Below are 17,796 nucleotides of genomic sequence, written 5' to 3'. Positions count from 1 at the left end.
AGAGATAGGATGGAAAGCAGGGGAGCTACGATGAATTTTACTAAAATGCATGGTTTAGGAAATGATTTCATCGTCGTTGCGGGCGAGACACAGCTGCCGTCGAATGCAAGCGAGCTTGCCAAACGATTGTGCAGCCGTTTTTTCGGCATCGGAGCGGACGGTTTGGTATATATATTGCCTTCGGATATTGCGGATTTCAAGATGCGCATCATCAATTCGGACGGCTCGGAATCCGAGCAGTGCGGTAACGCGATTCGCTGCGTAGCAAAATATATTTACGATCACGGCATGGTGGACGCTTCCGTCCGTGAGCTGACGGTCGAAACGATAGGTGCGGGCGCCCAAAAGGTGCAGCTTACTCTGGATCATGGCAAAGTGACCGCAGTGCGTGTGGATATGGGCGCTCCCATTTTGCGCGGCACCGAGGTTCCGACTATGGTGGATCAGGAGCGGGTGCTTAACTACCCGATTGAAGTGGACGGAGTCCGGTTTCATTTTACGGCCGTATCCATGGGGAATCCTCATTGCGTCATCTATGTGGATGATGCAACGCAGTTTGATTTGGGGCAGTGGGGGCCGAAGCTGGAGGTTCACCCGATGTTCCCTCGCCGTGTAAATGTAGAGTTCGCCACGGTGAAAACGAGAGACTACATGGATATGCGCGTTTGGGAACGCGGAGCGGGTCCTACGCTTGCTTGCGGCACTGGTGCCTGCGCTACCTTGGTTTCCTCGGTATTGAACGGCCTGTCCGATCGGGCAGCTACGGTATCCTTGAAAGGCGGCGATTTGTTCATTGAATGGAGCGAAGCCGATAATCACGTGTATATGACCGGTCCTGCCGAACAGGTGTTTGAGGGAACGGTATCGTTATAAGTTATAATATTTATTTTTCTATGGGAAAGGCGGGACGGAAGAGGATGAAGCTTGATTTGAGAGAAGCGCTCCGTCAGCACATTTTGGTAGGCGACGGGGCCATGGGGACGTATTTGTATCAAATGGGCTTTCCGGTCGGCATTTCATATGAGGAGCTCAATTTGCTCAAGCCGGATGTCATCGCGGATGTACACCGCCGTTATTATGAAGCCGGTGCGCGCATTATTGAAACCAATACGTTTTCGGCCACCCGCGAGAAGCTGTCCAAGTACGGGCTGGAGCAGGAGGTCGAGGCAATCAACCGTGCTGGAGTCACTTTAGCCCGCAATGCGGTTGGATCGGACGCCTACGTCGTGGGTGCCATCGGCTCGATCCGCGGCGGCAAAAGAAAAAATGTCCGCACGTCCAAGGTCAAGGAAGATTTCCGTCAGCAAATCGAGGTGCTGCTGGACAGCGGAGTCGACGGTTTTTTGCTTGAAACGTTTTATGATCTCGAGGAGCTATTGCTCGTACTCAAAACGATTCGCAAGCTAAGCGAGCTACCGGTCATTTGCCAGTTTGCCACTGAAGGCACAGGGACGACACAGGACGGGGTATCGCTTCCCGATGCGTTTGCAAAGCTGAAGCAAAGCGGAGCCGATGTGGTCGGCTTCAACTGCCGCAGCGGTCCGAACGGCCTGCTCCGTTCACTGGAACGGGTGACGGGCTTGAAGGAGGAGCTGCCTTTCTCGGTATTCCCCAACGCGGGGATTCCGGATTACGTGGACGGGCGTTTCACTTACGCTGCCACGCCGCAATATTTCGCAGAGACAGCACTCCGGTTCGCAGATTTGGGCGCACGGATTATCGGCGGCTGCTGCGGGACGACACCGGAGCATATTGCCGCCATGGCCAAAGCGCTGGAAGGGTATACACCTCACTTGGCAAAGCCGTCTGCCGATGCTTCTGCAGCAAGGACGGCAGCTCCCGGCGTGGAGAAGGCTGCAATGGTACAAACCGAGCCTGTACTTACAGTGGTCAACGGATCGGGCTCCGCAGACGATGCAGGGACGGAAGAGCCGAATATCGTCGATTTGGTAAAGCAGCGCCACACGGTGATCGTAGAGTTGGATCCGCCGCGTGATTTGGATATCGAGAAGTTTATGCAGGGTGCGCAGGCATTAAAGGAGGCGCATGTCGATGCGCTGACGATGGCGGATAACTCTCTTGCGGTAACCCGAATGAGCAATTTGGCGTTAGGTTACCTGGTGAAGGAGCAGACCGGTCTTCGTCCGTTGATCCATATCGCTTGCCGCGACCGCAACATGATAGGAACGCAATCGCATATGATGGGGCTTCATGCGCTTGGCATTGATCATGTGCTTGCTGTGACGGGGGATCCGGCGCGGTTCGGCGATTTGCCCGGTTCGAGCTCTGTTTACGATTTGACTTCCTTTGAAATTATCCGCATGATTAAGCAGCTGAACGAAGGCGTAGCTTTTTCAGGAAAAGCATTGAAGCGCAAAGCGAGCTTCATCGTCGGTGCGGCATTCAATCCGAACGTGAAGTATTTGGACAAAGCGGTTCAACGGTTGGAGAGGAAAATCGAGGCTGGCGCCGACTATATTATGACCCAGCCCGTTTACAATACCGAGCTGATCGAGAAAATATATGAATCGACCAAGCATTTGGACGTTCCGATTTTCATCGGCATTATGCCGCTGGCGAGCGGAGGCAATGCGAACTATTTGCACAACGAGGTTCCGGGCATTCAATTGTCGGATGAGGTGCGTCAAAGAATGGGAGATTTGAAAGGCGAGGAAGGGCGCGCCATGGGCGTACAGATCGCCAAGGAGCTTCTGGATTGCGCGATGCAATATTTCAATGGGATCTACCTCATGACTCCTTTCTTATCCTACGATATGACGGTGAAGCTGACGAATTACGTCTGGGAGAAATCAGGGCGGACAGTTTCCACTTGTACCCATTAGCAAAATGAATTAATATAGAATAACGGATGTGAATGCCATGGCTATCAGTATGACCGGATTCGGACAAGCGACCCGTTGTTTTGCGGGATATACGGTTCAGATTGACGTGAAGTCCGTTAATCACCGCTATTGCGAGATTGTCGTCCGGATGCCGAGAGAATGGCTGAAGTACGAGGATTTGCTGAGGCAAACCGTACAACGCAAAGTCAAACGTGGGCGGGTGGACGTATTCGTCACGATAGACCGTGACACGACCGCGTCCCGGTCTGTTGAACTGAATTGGCCCTTGGCGCAAGCCTACCAAGCCGCTGCGGAGCAATTGAAGCAACACTTCGGGCTGAGTGATTCGTTATCCATTCGCGATTTTTTGCAAATTCCCGAGTTGATAAGCTTTCAACAAGGTGAAGCTGCTGCGGAAGAGGAACTTCTGCAAGAGTTAACGGCTTGTGTGGAGGAAGCGACGGATCAATTGGTGCGGATGCGTGCTGCGGAAGGCAATCATCTGGCTCTGGATACGGAACAGCGTATGCAGGTGATGAATGGCCTCGTGGAACAGGCAAGGCAGCTGGCGCCGCAGGTGGTTGCGGATTACGCCTCGAAGCTGCGTGCCCGCATTCAGGATTTGCTGCAGCAGCCGGTCGTTGACGAAGCACGCCTGGCTACCGAGGTAGCGCTGCTTGCGGACCGGGCCAATGTAGATGAAGAAATGACCCGTTTGCAAAGCCATTTTCAACAATGCAAACAACTGCTCAGCTCATCCGAGCCTATTGGCCGGAAGCTGGACTTTCTTGTGCAGGAAATGAACAGGGAAGTGAACACCATCGGTTCGAAGGCCAATCATGTCGGACTCACGACGCTGGTCGTGGACATGAAAGCGGAGCTGGAGAAGATGAGGGAGCAGATTCAAAATATGGAATAAGCGCAGGTATAGCTTTCGGGCAGCCCGCTTACAATGAATTTATGAGTTATTCGCGATGTGGCTTCCGAATCGGTGGCTCGTCTTATGCGTACATGCGGCTTCTCTCGGGAAGCTTGGCAGTGCTTACGATGCAGCTTCCTTCGGAAAGCTTAGCAGGTGCATACGAATTAGCTTTCCGAAGGAAAGCTTGGCAGACGCTTACGAAGTAGCTTTCCTTTGGAAAGCTTTTAGGAGGAAAAGGATGGCTATCAAACTTATCAATATCGGTTTCGGCAACATTGTATCCGCGAATCGAATCATTTCCATCGTGAGTCCGGAATCCGCGCCCATCAAACGGATTATTCAAGAAGCACGCGACCGTCATATGCTGATTGACGCGACTTACGGCCGTCGTACGCGCGCGGTTATTATTACGGATAGCGATCATGTCATCTTATCTGCGGTGCAGCCTGAAACGGTGGCCCATCGACTTTCCAATAAGGACGATGATCATGACGAGTAAGGACAGAGGGATATTAATTGTACTATCAGGACCGTCCGGTGTAGGCAAAGGCACGGTATGCAAGGCGCTTCGCTCCTGTACGCCGGAGCTTATCTATTCTGTATCCGCTACGACCCGCGAGCCGCGTGAGGGCGAAGTGGAAGGTGTGAATTATTTTTTCAAGAGCAGAGAACAATTCCAGCAGCTCATCCATGATGACCAAGTGCTGGAATGGGCTGAATATGTAGGCAATTATTACGGAACCCCCCGTAAATTCGTAGAGGATACGCTGAATGCCGGCAAAGATATTATTCTGGAGATTGAAGTTCAGGGTGCTTTGAAGGTAAAGCAGAAGTTTGCGGAAGGCGTCTTTATTTTCCTGCTTCCTCCGTCGATGGACGAACTGGAGAACCGAATTGTAGGTCGCGGCACGGAATCCGAGGAATCGATTCGCAGCCGGATGTCCGTCGCGATGGATGAAATTCGCTTAATGGAGCATTATGACTATGCTATCGTCAACGATCGTGTCGAGAATGCGTGCTCGCGCATCAAATCGATCATCGAGGCGGAGCATTGCCGTAAGGATAGAGTAGTAAGCAAAATCAAACAATGGATGGCAGAGGTGAATTAACATGTTATACCCTTCAATCGATAAACTGTTGGACAAAGTAGACAGTAAATATTCGCTGGTTGTGGCGGCCGCTAAGCGCGCAAGGTTGCTGCGTGACGGTTCCAAAACGGAAGTGCGCAACAAGCGCTCCCACAAATTCGTAGGTCTGGCGTTGGAAGAGATTTATGAGGATCATATCTCTTACGAGAAGCTGCCAAGTAAAGAATTGATAAAGTAACACCACTACAACAACCCTCGGGTTGTTATTTTTTTCTCGAATCGAGGTGGCGGAACGGATGCTGAAGGGAAAAACGATCGTTTTAGGAGTCAGCGGGGGCATTGCCGCATACAAAGCGGCTGCTTTATGCAGCAAGCTGGCACAAGCGGGTGCTGACGTTCGAGTCATTATGACCGAATCGGCAACCAAATTCATTGCGCCGTTGACATTCCAAACATTGTCCCGGCACGATGTGATTGTAGATACGTTCGATGAAAAGGATGCCTCGGTCGTTTCTCATATCGATTTGGCGGACCGGGCGGATTTGGTTGTGGTAGCCCCTGCGACAGCGAATATGATAGCCAAAATGGCTCATGGACTGGCGGATGACATGCTGAGCACGACTTTGCTTGCGACAACGGCTCCTGTTATGGTAGCACCCGCTATGAATGTACATATGTATGCCCATCCGGCTGTGCTGGCGAACATGAGTACGCTTGCGGCCCGTGGGGTTTTGTTCGTGGAGCCGGGAACCGGACAGCTGGCCTGTGGCTATGTAGGCAAAGGGCGGCTTGAGGAGCCGGAGCAGATCGTGAAAGCGATCCAGCGTTATTTTAACGATCAGGAGCTGCTTCGGGGGAAGAAGGTGCTCGTCACTGCCGGTGGTACGGTGGAACGGATCGATCCGGTGCGCTATCTGACGAATGATTCCTCCGGCAAAATGGGATTTGCCATTGCGGAGGCCGCCCATCTGATGGGGGCAGACGTTACGCTTGTCATGGGCAAAACGTCGGCGATGCCCCCGGAGGGCATTCGCACTGTGAAGGTGGAGTCAACGCAGCAAATGCTGGATGCCGTCGTGGCAAGACTGCGGGAGATGGACGTCGTCGTGAAAGCAGCGGCAGTGGCGGACTATCGTCCGGTTGAGCAAGCAGAGCAAAAGATCAAGAAAAAAGAAGAAGCGATGATACTCCAGCTGGTCAAAAATCCGGATATTTTGCAAACGATCGGATCGATGAAAACGTCGCAATTTATTATAGGGTTCGCAGCGGAAACGGAAAACATCGACGAATATGCATTGGACAAGCTGAAACGTAAAAATTGTGATCTGCTCGTTGCCAATGACGTTACGCAGGAAGGGGCCGGCTTCGGTACGGACACGAATGTGGTGCGTATTTATGATGGTTCCGGCTTGGTTGAGGCGCTGCCTGTCATGACGAAGCGGGAAGTGGCCAGACAATTGTTGATTCTTACGGTGCAGCGGATGAAGAAGGGAGAACGGGCGAACTGATGTACGCAAAAGTCATTGTGGATGTGCCGGCCAAGCAGACGAACCGTGCCTTTGACTACTCCGTGCCGGAAGCACTGCGGGATTGGGTGGCAGTCGGCAGCCGGGTGAGTGTGCCGTTCGGTCCCAGGAAGCTGCAAGGCTTCGTGGTGGAGCTGGATGACCGCTCCGTGATGGATCCGGCCAAGGTCAAGCCGATCGCTGAGATCTTGGACTTGTCTCCCCCTTTGACGCCTGATTTGGTTCAGCTTGCCCATTGGATCAGCCAGACCTACTTGTGCCACGAGATTACGGCGCTGCAGGCGATGATTCCGGGCGCGCTGAAGGCGAAATATGAACGGCATGTCCGTGTGAAGGACGATTCGATGGGGCAGGAGCGCCCCATGTCCGGTTTGTCCGGGAATGCGGTGGGGCAGCACAGCTTTCTACTGCCCGCTCAACAGGAGATCATCCGGTATGTAGCCGCTAAAGGCTCCGTTGAAATTGAAGCGCTGCTGCAGCGGTTCAACTCGGAAGGCAAGCTTATCAAGGAGCTTATGGCGGAGGGATATTTGCAGGAAGTTCAAATGGTCAAGGATCGGATGACTGCGAAAAAAGCGCTGACGGTGTTCCCGCCCGACGACCCGGAGCAGCTGCGGGCATGGGCAGAGCAGCTGCCTTCAAGGTCGGCCAAGCAGAAGGAAGTGCTGGAGCTTTTGGCCGAACGGCCGGTGCCTGTCAAGCTGACGGACCTGTTGAACGAGCTTAGCATTTCTGCGGGTACGGTTAAAAGCCTGGTTGAAAAAGGCTGGCTGGAGCTCCGCGAAGTGGAAGTCCTCCGTGACCCCTACTCGCATCGTTCGTTTCAGCGAACGGTGCCGCTGTCTTTGATGCCGGAGCAGGAGCAGGTGTTTCAACGCATTTCCCGTCCGGTCATGGATCGCGAGCACCGCGTATTCCTGCTCCATGGGGTGACCGGAAGCGGGAAAACGGAAGTATACCTGCAATCGATCCAAACTTGCCTGGATCAAGGCCGTGAGGCTATTGTTCTCGTGCCCGAAATCTCGCTCACGCCGCAGATGGTGGAGCGGTTTAAGGGACGGTTCGGGGATCAGGTCGCTGTGATGCACAGCAGGCTGTCCCATGGCGAGCGTTATGATGAGTGGCGGAAAATCATGCAGAAGCAGGTGCGGGTCGTGATTGGGGCGCGCTCGGCTATTTTTGCGCCGTTCACCCAAATCGGGCTCATCATTATTGATGAGGAGCATGAATCGTCCTACAAGCAGGAGGAGAGCCCGAAATACCACGCACGCGACGTAGCGATTGCCCGTGCTTCGCAGCATGATGCGGTTGTCGTCCTTGGCTCCGCCACGCCATCGCTTGAAAGCATGTACGGTACGCTGCCGGAGTACAAAGCCGAGGCTGCCGCACGGGAAGATTCAAGCCAAGCTAGATTCAGATCAGAGCAGCTGGATCTTTTCGGTGCTTCAACGGAAGCAGGGCATCCGGCTGCTGATAACAACAGCCAAGCTCGATTAACCGGGCGGCGTGTTCCTTTTGAGCTGCTGACGATGCACAATCGGGTAGAGGGAAGACCGCTCCCACGCGTGCATATCATTGATATGAGAGAAGAGCTGCGGCAAGGAAATCGTTCGATGTTCAGCCGTGACTTGTATAAAGCGATTGAAGATCGGTTACACAAGAAGGAACAGACGGTTTTGCTGCTGAACCGAAGGGGGTATTCCACGTTTGTTATGTGCCGCACGTGCGGTTATGTCGCGGAATGTCCTCATTGCGATATTTCCTTGACCTATCATCAGAGCTCGCGGGCGATCCGCTGCCACTATTGCGGCTACGCAGAACGCGAGCTTACCGTATGCCCAAGCTGCAGCAGCGAGCATATACGCCATTTCGGGACTGGGACGCAGCGGGTTGAGGAAGAACTGACGAAGCTGTTCCCCGGTATCCGGGTCATACGGATGGATGTGGATACAACGACGGAGAAAGGCTCTCATGAAAAATGGCTGACCCTGTTCCGCAACCGCCAGGCGGATTTGCTGCTCGGGACGCAGATGGTAGCTAAAGGGCTTGACTTTCCGCATGTGACCTTGGTAGGGGCGATAGCTGCGGATACGGTCTTGAACCTGCCTGATTTTCGTGCGGCGGAGCGGACCTTTCAGCTGCTGACGCAGGTTGCCGGTCGCGCAGGCCGCCACGAGCTGCCCGGGGAGGTATACGTACAGACGTATGCTCCCGAGCACTACAGCATTATCAGTGCAAGCCGTCATGATTATCAAAGCTTTATGGAAAAGGAAATGACCTTGCGCAAATTCCATGAGTACCCGCCGTTCCACCGTCTCATCCTGATCACTTTATCGCATGAACAGGTCCCCCTGCTGATGCGTACCGCGGAGCTGTTAGCTTCCCGGATTAAGGAATTGGCGAAGGAGCTTCAGCCGATGCCTGTTGAGGTACTGGGCCCTGTGGCCTCGCCTATCTCGCGAATCAAGGATAGATATCGATTTCAATGCATGATAAAATATCGGGGGGAAGCGTCCATTTCCAGGCTTGTGCATCAAGCGGTGGCGGGCTTTGAGGAGCTGGAACGGCAGCAAAAGCTGACGATCAGCGTCGATGTCGACCCTCAGGTGCTTATGTAGCTCCTAAATGCATGCTGTTCCTAACGAATAGGGATATTCATATACTTATTATTAATAAAACAGGGATACCGAGGAACGTGTCCTTTGAAGGAAAGGTGTGCTTATTTATGGCTATTAAAATGATTGTGAAAGATCCGGATCCGGTACTGCGTGAGGTGTGCAAGCCGGTCACGAAAATTACACCCAACATTATCAAGCTGCTCAATGATATGGTAGACACGATGTACGATGCGGAGGGGGTTGGCTTGGCGGCTCCGCAAATTGGTATTTTGAAGCGGGTTATTGTGATGGACTGCGGAGATGAGCATGGCGGTTTGATCGAGCTGATCAACCCGGAAGTCTTCGAAACGGAGGGCGAGCAATTCGGCCCTGAGGGCTGCTTAAGCATTCCGAACATGACAGGCGATGTAAAGCGGGCGCAGCGAGTGAAAGTGAAAGGATTGGACCGTGACGGCAAAGAAATCGTCGTGGAAGGCACGGATTTGCTTGCACGCTGCATTTTGCATGAAGTCGATCATTTGAACGGCGTGCTGTACACAGACTTGGCGGAAAAAATGTACCGCAGTGAGCCGCAGGGCGGTGAAGTATGAGAATCGTTTTTATGGGCACGCCGGACTTCGCCGTGCCTTCTTTACAAGCGCTGCTGGATAGCGGCAGAAACGTTGTCGGCGTTGTGACCCAACCGGATCGTCCGGTTGGGCGCAAGCGTATTTTGACGCCTACGCCTGTGAAGGTGGAGGCCGAGAAGCACGGCATTCCCGTGCTGCAGCCCGAGAGGCTGCGCCGGCCCGAGTCAGTTGAAGCCCTGAAGGCGCTGCAGCCGGACTTGATCGTGACAGCGGCCTACGGGCAAATTTTGTCCAAGGCGGTGCTGGAGCTGCCGCAGCACGGTTGTATCAATATCCATGCTTCGCTGCTCCCAAAGTATCGCGGAGGCGCGCCGATACATCATGCCGTCATGAACGGCGATGCCGTAACAGGCGTCACAATTATGTACATGGCTGAGGGCTTGGATACCGGGGATATGATCAGCCGGGTTGAGGTGCCGATTACGGATGAAGACACAACCGGTACCATGTTCGACAAGCTTAGTCTTGCCGGTGCCCAATTGCTGCTGGATACGCTGCCTGATTTGATTGCGGGCAGGATTCAGGCGGTGCCCCAGGTCGAAGAGGATGCGGTGTATTCCCCTAATATCACCCGGGAGCAGGAGCTCATAGATTGGAGCTCGCCGGCATTGGCGATATGGAATCAAATCAGGGGACTGAATCCGCGTCCGGGTGCTTATACGTTATGGAACGGCGACGTTCTCAAAATTTGGGGCGCCGGCAAGCCGGACAAGGCTGAAAGCAGCGTATCCGGCATGGAGCCCGGTACTGTCGTCCAAGTGTCGGACAAGGGGATCCGGATTGCAACGGGGGCCGGTATTCTTACGGTTACGGAACTGCAGCCTGCCGGGAAAAAAGCGATGGATGCCGCGCAATTCGTCCGCGGAGGTCAATTAGAAGCAGGAACGGTGCTCGGACGCTGATCGCGGCACGAAATTAGGAGGCATACTTCATTGAATAAAAGCTTTGAGAAAACAAAGGGTCAAGGCGGAAGCGGCGCGGGGAAGCCTAGCAAAGCCGGCAGCCGCAGACCGGCCCCATCAACGGGCCCTGCCCAGAAGAAGGGGAGCGCGAGGGAAGCGGCTTTGGAGGTTCTGGTCCGCACGGAGCAGGATCGCTCCTACAGCAACCTGCTGCTGCACCAAACATTGCAAAAATACGGTCTCGACAAGCAGGACGCCGGATTAACGACGGAAATCGTCTATGGAACGATTCAGCGGATGAATACGCTGGACTATTTTCTGGAGCGCTTCGTGGCCAAAGGTGTTGCCAAGCTGCAGCCGTGGGTTCGCAGCCTGCTGCGGCTCAGCTTGTATCAAATGATGTATTTGGATCGCATTCCGGAGCATGCCGTTGTCAATGAGGCGGTTAACCTCGCCAAGAAGAAAGGGCATCAGGGCATTTCGGGCATGGTCAACGGGGTGCTGCGCAATGTCATCCGTCAAAAGGATACGTTGAAGCTTCCGGAGCATCTTCCGCCAGTGGAACGTATCGCGCTCGCGCACTCTCACCCGGATTGGCTGGTACGCCGGTGGATGAAGCAGCTTGGCGAGGAACGGACGGAGCGCATTTGTGAAGCCAATAATGTGCCGCCCAGGGTTAGCCTTAGGGTGAATACGCTCAAGCTGAGCCGTGAGGAGCTGATTACCCGCTTGGTCGATGCAGGGCTGCAGGCGGAGCCGTCCGATCTGGCGCCGGCTGGCGTTATTGTCCGCGGTGGAGGCAACATGGCGCTGACCCCATGGTACGCTGAGGGCCTGTTTTCCATTCAGGACGAGAGCTCTATGCTGGTCGCGGAAGCGGTCGATCCCCAGCCGGGGGATAAGGTGCTGGACTGCTGCGCCGCTCCGGGTGGAAAGTCGATGCACATGGCTGAGAAGATGGGCGACCGCGGAGAAGTGTGGGCCTGCGATATTCATGAGCACAAGGAGAAGCTGATTGCCGAGCAGGCCGAACGATTGGGCCTGAGCTCCGTGCGTACGCTTGTATCCGATGCCCGTAAGCTGCCGGAAAGGCTCCCTGAGGGCACCTTTGACCGGATTTTGCTGGATGCACCGTGTTCGGGGCTTGGCGTCATCCGGCGCAAGCCCGATATGAAATGGAGCAAGACGGAACAGGAGCTGGACGATATTTGCGTCATCCAACGGGAGCTGTTGAATCAGGTTCACAAGCTTCTTCGTCCCGGCGGGGTGTTGGTCTACAGTACATGTACGATTGAGCGCGGGGAAAATAGCGGTATGATCGAAACCTTTTTGCAGGAGCATCCCGAGTTTGAGATGGATCCGTCCCAGCCGGAGCCGCTGCAAATTTATCCCTATGAGCATCAATCGGATGGATTCTTTATCGCCAAGCTGCGCAAACGAGCGTAATGATGCGATTTATGATAAAATAGGTTGAAATCTTTACAATTACATGACAACGGGTTGTGATAAATAAATGGAACTGAAAGAACCGAAAGTATTGGCAGCTGCAAAACCGTACGCATACGATTTGACGCTCGAGGACTGGCAGGAATGGATTAAAGAGAGCGGCGAAGCGGGCTTTCGCGCGGGCCAAATTTTTGACTGGCTGTATGTGAAAAGAGTTTCAAGCTTCGAAGAGATGACGAACCTGCCGAAATCGCTCCGCGAAAAGCTCGTCGAGCAATTCGATTTCGTTACTTTGTCCGAGGTGGCGAAGTATGAATCCAAGGACGGAACCGTTAAGTTTCTGTTCGAGCTGGCGGACAAAAATGCGATCGAGACGGTCATCATGAAGCATAGCTACGGCAACAGCGTGTGCGTGACGACGCAGGTCGGCTGCCGCATCGGCTGTACGTTTTGCGCTTCGACACTGACAGGGCTGAAGCGTAACCTGACGCCAGGGGAAATTATCGCCCAGGTCGTCAAAGCGCAGCAGCAGCTGGATCCTACCAATGAGCGCGTTAGCAGTATCGTCATCATGGGGATTGGAGAGCCGTTCGAGAACTACGATGCGATGATGAAGTTTCTGAAGGTGATGATTCATCCGAAGGGACTGAATATCGGGCAGCGTCATATTACTGTGTCCACCAGTGGAATCGTGCCGAACATTTATCGTTTTGCCGAGGAGAACACGCAGATCAATCTGGCGATTTCGATCCATGCGCCGAATGATACACTTCGTTCCAAGCTGATGCCGGTGAACCGCAGATATCCTTTTGCTGAGCTGATTGAAGCCTGTCAGTATTATGTTGCGAAGACCGGGCGGCGAATCACGTTTGAATATGCTCTTATGGGAGGCGTGAACGACCGTCCCGAGCATGCGGAGGAATTGGCTCAAGTTTTGAAAACATTCCCGATGGCTCACGTCAACCTGATTCCCGTGAACTTTGTTTCCGAACGGGATTATGTGCGTACGCCGAGGGACGATATTTTTACATTCCAGCGGATTTTGGAGCGGAATAAAGTGAATGCGACGATTCGCAGGGAGCAGGGGAGCGATATTGCTGCAGCTTGCGGACAATTGCGGGCGAAGCATATGGAGTCGGGTGCGAGGTGAGGAGAACATGTTGAAAACAGCAAGTCTAACGGATGTCGGCCGTGTTCGGACGGTTAATGAGGATCGGATGCTTGTCCAAGAAAGCTTGAACGGCTTTGTTCTGGCTATTGTAGCCGACGGGATGGGGGGCCATCAGGCAGGGGATGTTGCGAGTCAGATGGCTGTGGACCTTATTCGCGACGCCTTGCAAACGATCCCTTTCGGGGCATCCGTAGAGGAGCGTAAAAGCTGTATTCAAGCTGCCATTGAGTCGGCGAATGAAACGATATTTCAGTTTGCCTCGGAGCGAGAAAACTATCATGGGATGGGAACGACGGTTGTTACCGTGCTTGCCGATGAACAGTCGGTTGTGATCGGGCATATCGGCGACAGCCGTGCCTACAAAGTAAATGCTGACGGCATGGAGCAGCTGACCGAGGATCATTCGCTCGTCAACGAGCTGGTCAAAACCGGTCAGATAACCCGGGAAGAGGCGGGCCATCACCCCCGCCGCAATGTTCTGACCCGGGCGTTAGGTACGGAGGCGACGATTGAGGTCGATACTGCGGACTGGGTTTGGACCTGCGGAGAGGTACTGCTTCTCTGTAGTGACGGTCTTAGCGGCTTGGTCAGCAATGATCAGATGCTGGCGCTTGTGAATGGGGCGGGAACGCTCGAAGACCGGACCCGCCTCCTTGTCGAAGCCGCCATGTCTGCAGGTGGCGATGATAATATTACCGTGGTGCTGGTCAGCAACATTACCGAACCGGATCGTGCTGAAGATCATTTTGACGGTGAAAAGAGGTGATGATGGATGATAGGTAAGCAGTTGGGAGGCCGTTATGAAATTCTCGAGCGCATTGGCGGCGGCGGCATGGCTATCGTGTATAAGGGACTTGATATTTTATTGCATCGCCATGTGGCTGTCAAAGTGCTGCGTCAGCAGTACGTGCACGACGAGGAGTTCATTCAGCGTTTTCGAAGAGAAGCGCAAGCCGCGGCGTCATTATCCCATTCGAACGTAGTCAGCATCTACGATGTTGGCCAGGAAGAAGACGTTCACTACATTGTGATGGAATACATCGAGGGTACGACATTAAATGAGCTGATCAAAGAAAAAGCGCCGCTGCAGGTGGAAGAGGCCGTTCATGTAGCCAGCCAAATCTGCGACGCGCTTGATCATGCGCATCACAATCAAATCATTCATCGTGATATCAAGCCTCATAACATTTTGATCGGCAAGAACGGCAGGGTGAAAGTAACCGATTTTGGTATTGCCCGGGCTGTGACCTCCTCTACAATCACGCAAACCGGCTCGGTTGTCGGCTCCGTGCATTACTTTTCTCCCGAGCATGCCAAAGGGACCTTTACAGGCGAGCAATCGGATTTATATTCGCTCGGTATCGTCATGTATCAAATGCTGACTGGACGCCTACCTTTTCTGGGAGAAAGTCCGATCAGCGTAGCCTTGAAGCATTTGCAGGAGGAAGTGGAGGACCCGCGCAAGGTGAATCCGCTCATCCCGCAGAGCGTGGAGAACATTATTTTGAAGGCGATGCGGAAAAATCCTGCGGAACGATACCGCTCTGCGAAGCAGATGCTCGAGGATCTCGACAGCTGCTTGCAGCCGCATCGCCGCAATGAGGCCAAGCTTAACTTCCTCGACGAGGACGAGCTGGATGAAGAGAAGACCCGGGTTATTCCAGCGATTCGTCCGGGGCAATATATGCCTCCCGTCAGCGACGAGGAAGACGATGAGACCGAGAAGCGCGGAGATACGGCTGTGGCCGGAAAAAAGAAAAAACGATGGGTGAAGCCGGTCGTATGGATTGTTGTCCTGCTCGTCATCCTTGGCGCGATGTGGTACGCCATCCCGTATTTGAAAACATTTAGCAAGATTCAGGATGTCGATGTGCCGACAGTGGTTAACAAGCCTTTAACGGAAGCCCAAAAGATGTTGAGAGATGCCAAGCTGGACTATGATGTCGTGCAGGAAACGTCCAAGGACGTTCCGAAGGATACTGTCATTCGTCAGTCTCCGATGGATATGAAGCTGAAGCCGAATAGTAAGGTGACGCTCTATGTGAGCAAGGGTGTGGAGCTGCAAAAAATGCTTAGCCTGACAGGTGCGCAGTTAGCTGATGCCAAATCGAAGCTGATGAACATGGGGATCGCAGGGGATCGGATTGCGGTAGATCAGCAATTTGTCGATGAAGCTGCGGGAACCGTAATCCAACAAGTCCCGGCGGCCAACGATGACATTGATCCTTCCACGGTGAGTGTGAAGCTGACGGTCAGCAAGGGCAGAGAAACGTTCAAAATGCCGGATCTGGTCGGTCTAAGCGAAGCTGAAGCGCGTTCGCGGATTACGGTTAGCAATTTGAAGCTGGCCAAGGACGGAATCAGCGTAGAGCCAAGCTATAAACAGCCTAAGGGGAAAGTCATCAAGCAGTTCCCTTATGAGTACAATGATGAGGTTTCCCGCGGCGAGGAAATCGGATTGATTATCAGCTCAGGTCTTCCGTCGGATGCAGGGCCTATGACGATTCAAGTGCCCATTAAGCCGTTGAAGGACGGCGCCGCATCCACCGTCAAAATTTTGTTGAGCGACGCGACGAACGATAATACGCCGGTGGAGTATAAAACGATACCGAACGTAACCAAGGCGACGACAACAGAGGTGAAGCTTGTCGTTGCACCGGATAAGACGGCGACGATTCAAGTCAAAGCCGATAATACGCTGACCGATCTGTTGACTGTGACCTATCAGGATTATCAGGCACAGAAAAATGGCAAGCCGTTTAATCCGGTTCCAGCCACGACCGGTGCAACGACACCTCCTGCGGGTGGCGCGACGCCGACGACCACAACGCCGGCCGGCAGTACAGGCAACGGAACGAGTGGGACCGGAGGCACCGGCGGTGCAGGTACCGGAACGGGTGCTGGAACCGGCTCCGGTACGCAGGGGGGTACCCCGGCAACGGGAAATGGAACGGCAACGCCGGCCAGCACGACGACTACCAAACCCAAATAGCACAGGAGGCAGAAATGAATGCCAGCCGGTTTAATCGTAAAGGCGCTTAGCGGTTATTACTATGTACTCTCGGAAGAGGAGCAAACCATGTCCTCCGTCTCGATTCAATGCCGTGCCAGAGGCATATTCAAAAAACGCGGCATTTCTCCACTCGTAGGGGACAAGGTGATGTTCGAACTAACGGAAAACGGGGAGGGGATGGTCGATGAAATCTTACCTCGGACCTCGGAGCTGGTTAGACCCCCCGTTGCGAATGTAGAGTTGGCGGTGCTTGTATTTGCAGTGCAGGAGCCGGCTTTAAACTTACAGCTTCTGGACAAGTTCCTGGTGCATACGGAAAGCGCGGGGCTCGACACGATCATTTGCTTGACCAAGCAGGATCTGGTGGATGCGGAGGAAGAATTCGCCCAAGAACCGGCCGGAGGGTCCGTTGAAGGGGCTTCAATGCAAGATTCTGTTAAAACCGAGATGAATGTGTCAACCATGAACGATGTGGTTCAACTGTATGAATCCATCGGTTATCAAGTGGTTGTGACGAGCGCAAAATTCGGCATTGGCATCGATTCCGTCATTGAACGCTTGGCCGGACATATCAGCGTCTTTGCCGGACAGTCCGGCGTAGGCAAATCGTCCCTGCTGAATGCAATGGTGCCGGGACTTCAGCTTGAGACGAATCAAATCAGCATGAAGCTTGGCCGGGGCAAGCATACGACACGGCACGTAGAGCTGATTCGTCTTCAGAACGGGGGGCTCGTTGCGGATACGCCGGGCTTCAGTTCCCTGGATTTTTTGCAGATTGAGGAGGCGGAGCATTTGAGTGATGCATTCAAGGAGTTCCGTCCATATGCTGCCGAATGTAAATTCCGCGGATGCCTTCACCAGCAAGAGCCTGGCTGTAAAGTGATTGAGGCGAAAGAGCAAGGGAAGATTGCACCTTCCCGGTATGAACATTACTTGTATTTCTTAGGGGAAATTAAAGACAGAAAACGGAGGTACTGACATGCTGCACATTGCACCGTCTATTTTATCCGCGGATTTTTCCAAGCTTGGCGCCGAAATTGCGGACGTGGAGCGCGGGGGAGCGGATTGGATTCATGTGGACGTCATGGATGGCCAGTTTGTGCCTAATATTACCATCGGTCCTCTGGTTGTTGAGGCGATCCGCCCGCACACTGCGCTCCCATTGGACGTTCATCTCATGATTGAGAATCCTGACGCTTATATCCCGACCTTTGCCAAGGCGGGGGCAGATTTGATCTCGGTTCACGTAGAGGCATGCCGCCATCTGCACCGTACGCTTCATTTTATAAAAGAACAAGGGGTGAAGGCCGGTGTTGTGCTCAACCCGGCAACCCCATTAAATACAATCGAGCATGTGCTCAATGATTCGTTGGATCTGGTGCTGCTGATGACTGTAAATCCCGGCTTCGGGGGCCAGCAGTTTATTCCGGAGATGCTGCCCAAAATCGCGAGGCTGCGTGAGATGTTGAACGAGCGTGGTCTCTCTCATGTCCACATTGAGGTGGATGGAGGGATCAATGCCGACACCGCACGCCAAGTAACGGCCGCTGGGGCCAATGTGCTCGTAGCCGGCAATGCGGTGTTCAACACGAGTGATCGTGCGCAGGCGATACGGCACATTCGGGGCGGGGAGTGACG

The 17,796-nt window shown here is 53.6% G+C and carries 16 protein-coding genes; all 16 read left to right on the top strand.

The features are described from left to right. Nucleotides 1-30 precede the first annotated feature (30 nt). The gene (dapF, locus tag CF651_RS11565; RefSeq protein WP_094015016.1) at nucleotides 31-873 is read left to right on the top strand and encodes a diaminopimelate epimerase; all 843 of its coding nucleotides are present in this window, start codon (nucleotides 31-33) and stop codon (nucleotides 871-873) included. Nucleotides 874-917: 44 nt separating this feature from the next. Beyond that, a complete protein-coding gene (locus CF651_RS11560; RefSeq protein ID WP_094015015.1) occupies nucleotides 918-2,843 on the top strand; it encodes a bifunctional homocysteine S-methyltransferase/methylenetetrahydrofolate reductase in 1,926 nt (641 codons plus the stop codon). A gap of 37 nt (nucleotides 2,844-2,880) precedes the next feature. Further along, nucleotides 2,881-3,762: a YicC/YloC family endoribonuclease gene (locus CF651_RS11555; protein ID WP_094015014.1), complete on the top strand. Its 882-nt coding sequence runs from the start codon at nucleotides 2,881-2,883 to the stop codon at nucleotides 3,760-3,762. A 241-nt stretch (nucleotides 3,763-4,003) separates the two neighbouring features. Further along, on the top strand, nucleotides 4,004-4,264 hold the full coding sequence (gene remA / locus CF651_RS11550) for an extracellular matrix/biofilm regulator RemA (RefSeq protein ID WP_009672664.1): 261 nt from the start codon (nucleotides 4,004-4,006) through the stop codon (nucleotides 4,262-4,264). Beyond that, nucleotides 4,254-4,874 carry a guanylate kinase gene (gene gmk / locus CF651_RS11545; RefSeq protein WP_094015013.1) on the top strand — a complete coding sequence of 207 codons (621 nt, stop codon included), beginning with the start codon at nucleotides 4,254-4,256 and terminating at the stop codon, nucleotides 4,872-4,874. The genes remA and gmk overlap by 11 nt, the downstream gene beginning before the upstream one ends. 1 nt (nucleotide 4,875) lies before the next feature. Then, nucleotides 4,876-5,091 carry a DNA-directed RNA polymerase subunit omega gene (gene rpoZ, locus CF651_RS11540; protein WP_094015012.1) on the top strand — a complete coding sequence of 72 codons (216 nt, stop codon included), beginning with the start codon at nucleotides 4,876-4,878 and terminating at the stop codon, nucleotides 5,089-5,091. A 58-nt stretch (nucleotides 5,092-5,149) separates the two neighbouring features. Beyond that, nucleotides 5,150-6,361 carry a bifunctional phosphopantothenoylcysteine decarboxylase/phosphopantothenate--cysteine ligase CoaBC gene (gene coaBC / locus CF651_RS11535; RefSeq protein WP_094015011.1) on the top strand — a complete coding sequence of 404 codons (1,212 nt, stop codon included), beginning with the start codon at nucleotides 5,150-5,152 and terminating at the stop codon, nucleotides 6,359-6,361. Continuing rightward, entirely contained in the window at nucleotides 6,361-8,997 is a 2,637-nt protein-coding gene (gene priA, locus CF651_RS11530) for a primosomal protein N' (RefSeq protein WP_094015010.1), read from the top strand. Before coaBC ends, priA begins: the two co-directional genes overlap by 1 nt. 107 nt (nucleotides 8,998-9,104) lie before the next feature. Continuing rightward, the gene (def, locus tag CF651_RS11525; protein ID WP_094015009.1) at nucleotides 9,105-9,587 is read left to right on the top strand and encodes a peptide deformylase; all 483 of its coding nucleotides are present in this window, start codon (nucleotides 9,105-9,107) and stop codon (nucleotides 9,585-9,587) included. After that, a complete protein-coding gene (gene fmt / locus CF651_RS11520; RefSeq protein WP_179232777.1) occupies nucleotides 9,584-10,528 on the top strand; it encodes a methionyl-tRNA formyltransferase in 945 nt (314 codons plus the stop codon). The genes def and fmt overlap by 4 nt, the downstream gene beginning before the upstream one ends. 30 nt (nucleotides 10,529-10,558) lie before the next feature. Then, the gene (gene rsmB / locus CF651_RS11515; protein WP_094015008.1) at nucleotides 10,559-11,974 is read left to right on the top strand and encodes a 16S rRNA (cytosine(967)-C(5))-methyltransferase RsmB; all 1,416 of its coding nucleotides are present in this window, start codon (nucleotides 10,559-10,561) and stop codon (nucleotides 11,972-11,974) included. 67 nt (nucleotides 11,975-12,041) lie between these two features. Next, nucleotides 12,042-13,124, top strand: coding sequence for a dual-specificity RNA methyltransferase RlmN (gene rlmN, locus CF651_RS11510; RefSeq protein WP_094015007.1), 1,083 nt, complete (start codon nucleotides 12,042-12,044; stop codon nucleotides 13,122-13,124). Between the two features lie 7 nt (nucleotides 13,125-13,131). Beyond that, on the top strand, nucleotides 13,132-13,911 hold the full coding sequence (locus CF651_RS11505) for a Stp1/IreP family PP2C-type Ser/Thr phosphatase (RefSeq protein ID WP_094015006.1): 780 nt from the start codon (nucleotides 13,132-13,134) through the stop codon (nucleotides 13,909-13,911). A gap of 6 nt (nucleotides 13,912-13,917) precedes the next feature. Further along, entirely contained in the window at nucleotides 13,918-16,137 is a 2,220-nt protein-coding gene (gene pknB, locus CF651_RS11500) for a Stk1 family PASTA domain-containing Ser/Thr kinase (protein WP_094015005.1), read from the top strand. A gap of 18 nt (nucleotides 16,138-16,155) precedes the next feature. Beyond that, nucleotides 16,156-17,136, top strand: coding sequence for a ribosome small subunit-dependent GTPase A (rsgA, locus tag CF651_RS11495; RefSeq protein WP_094015004.1), 981 nt, complete (start codon nucleotides 16,156-16,158; stop codon nucleotides 17,134-17,136). A 1-nt stretch (nucleotide 17,137) separates the two neighbouring features. Further along, a complete protein-coding gene (rpe, locus tag CF651_RS11490; RefSeq protein ID WP_094015003.1) occupies nucleotides 17,138-17,794 on the top strand; it encodes a ribulose-phosphate 3-epimerase in 657 nt (218 codons plus the stop codon). Nucleotides 17,795-17,796: the final 2 nt, after the last annotated feature.

Source organism: Paenibacillus rigui (assembly GCF_002234615.1).
GTDB classification, from domain to species: Bacteria; Bacillota; Bacilli; order Paenibacillales; family NBRC-103111; genus Paenibacillus_S; species Paenibacillus_S rigui.
Note: the sequence above shows the minus strand (reverse complement) of the source record. Positions and strands in the feature narration are given on the sequence as shown.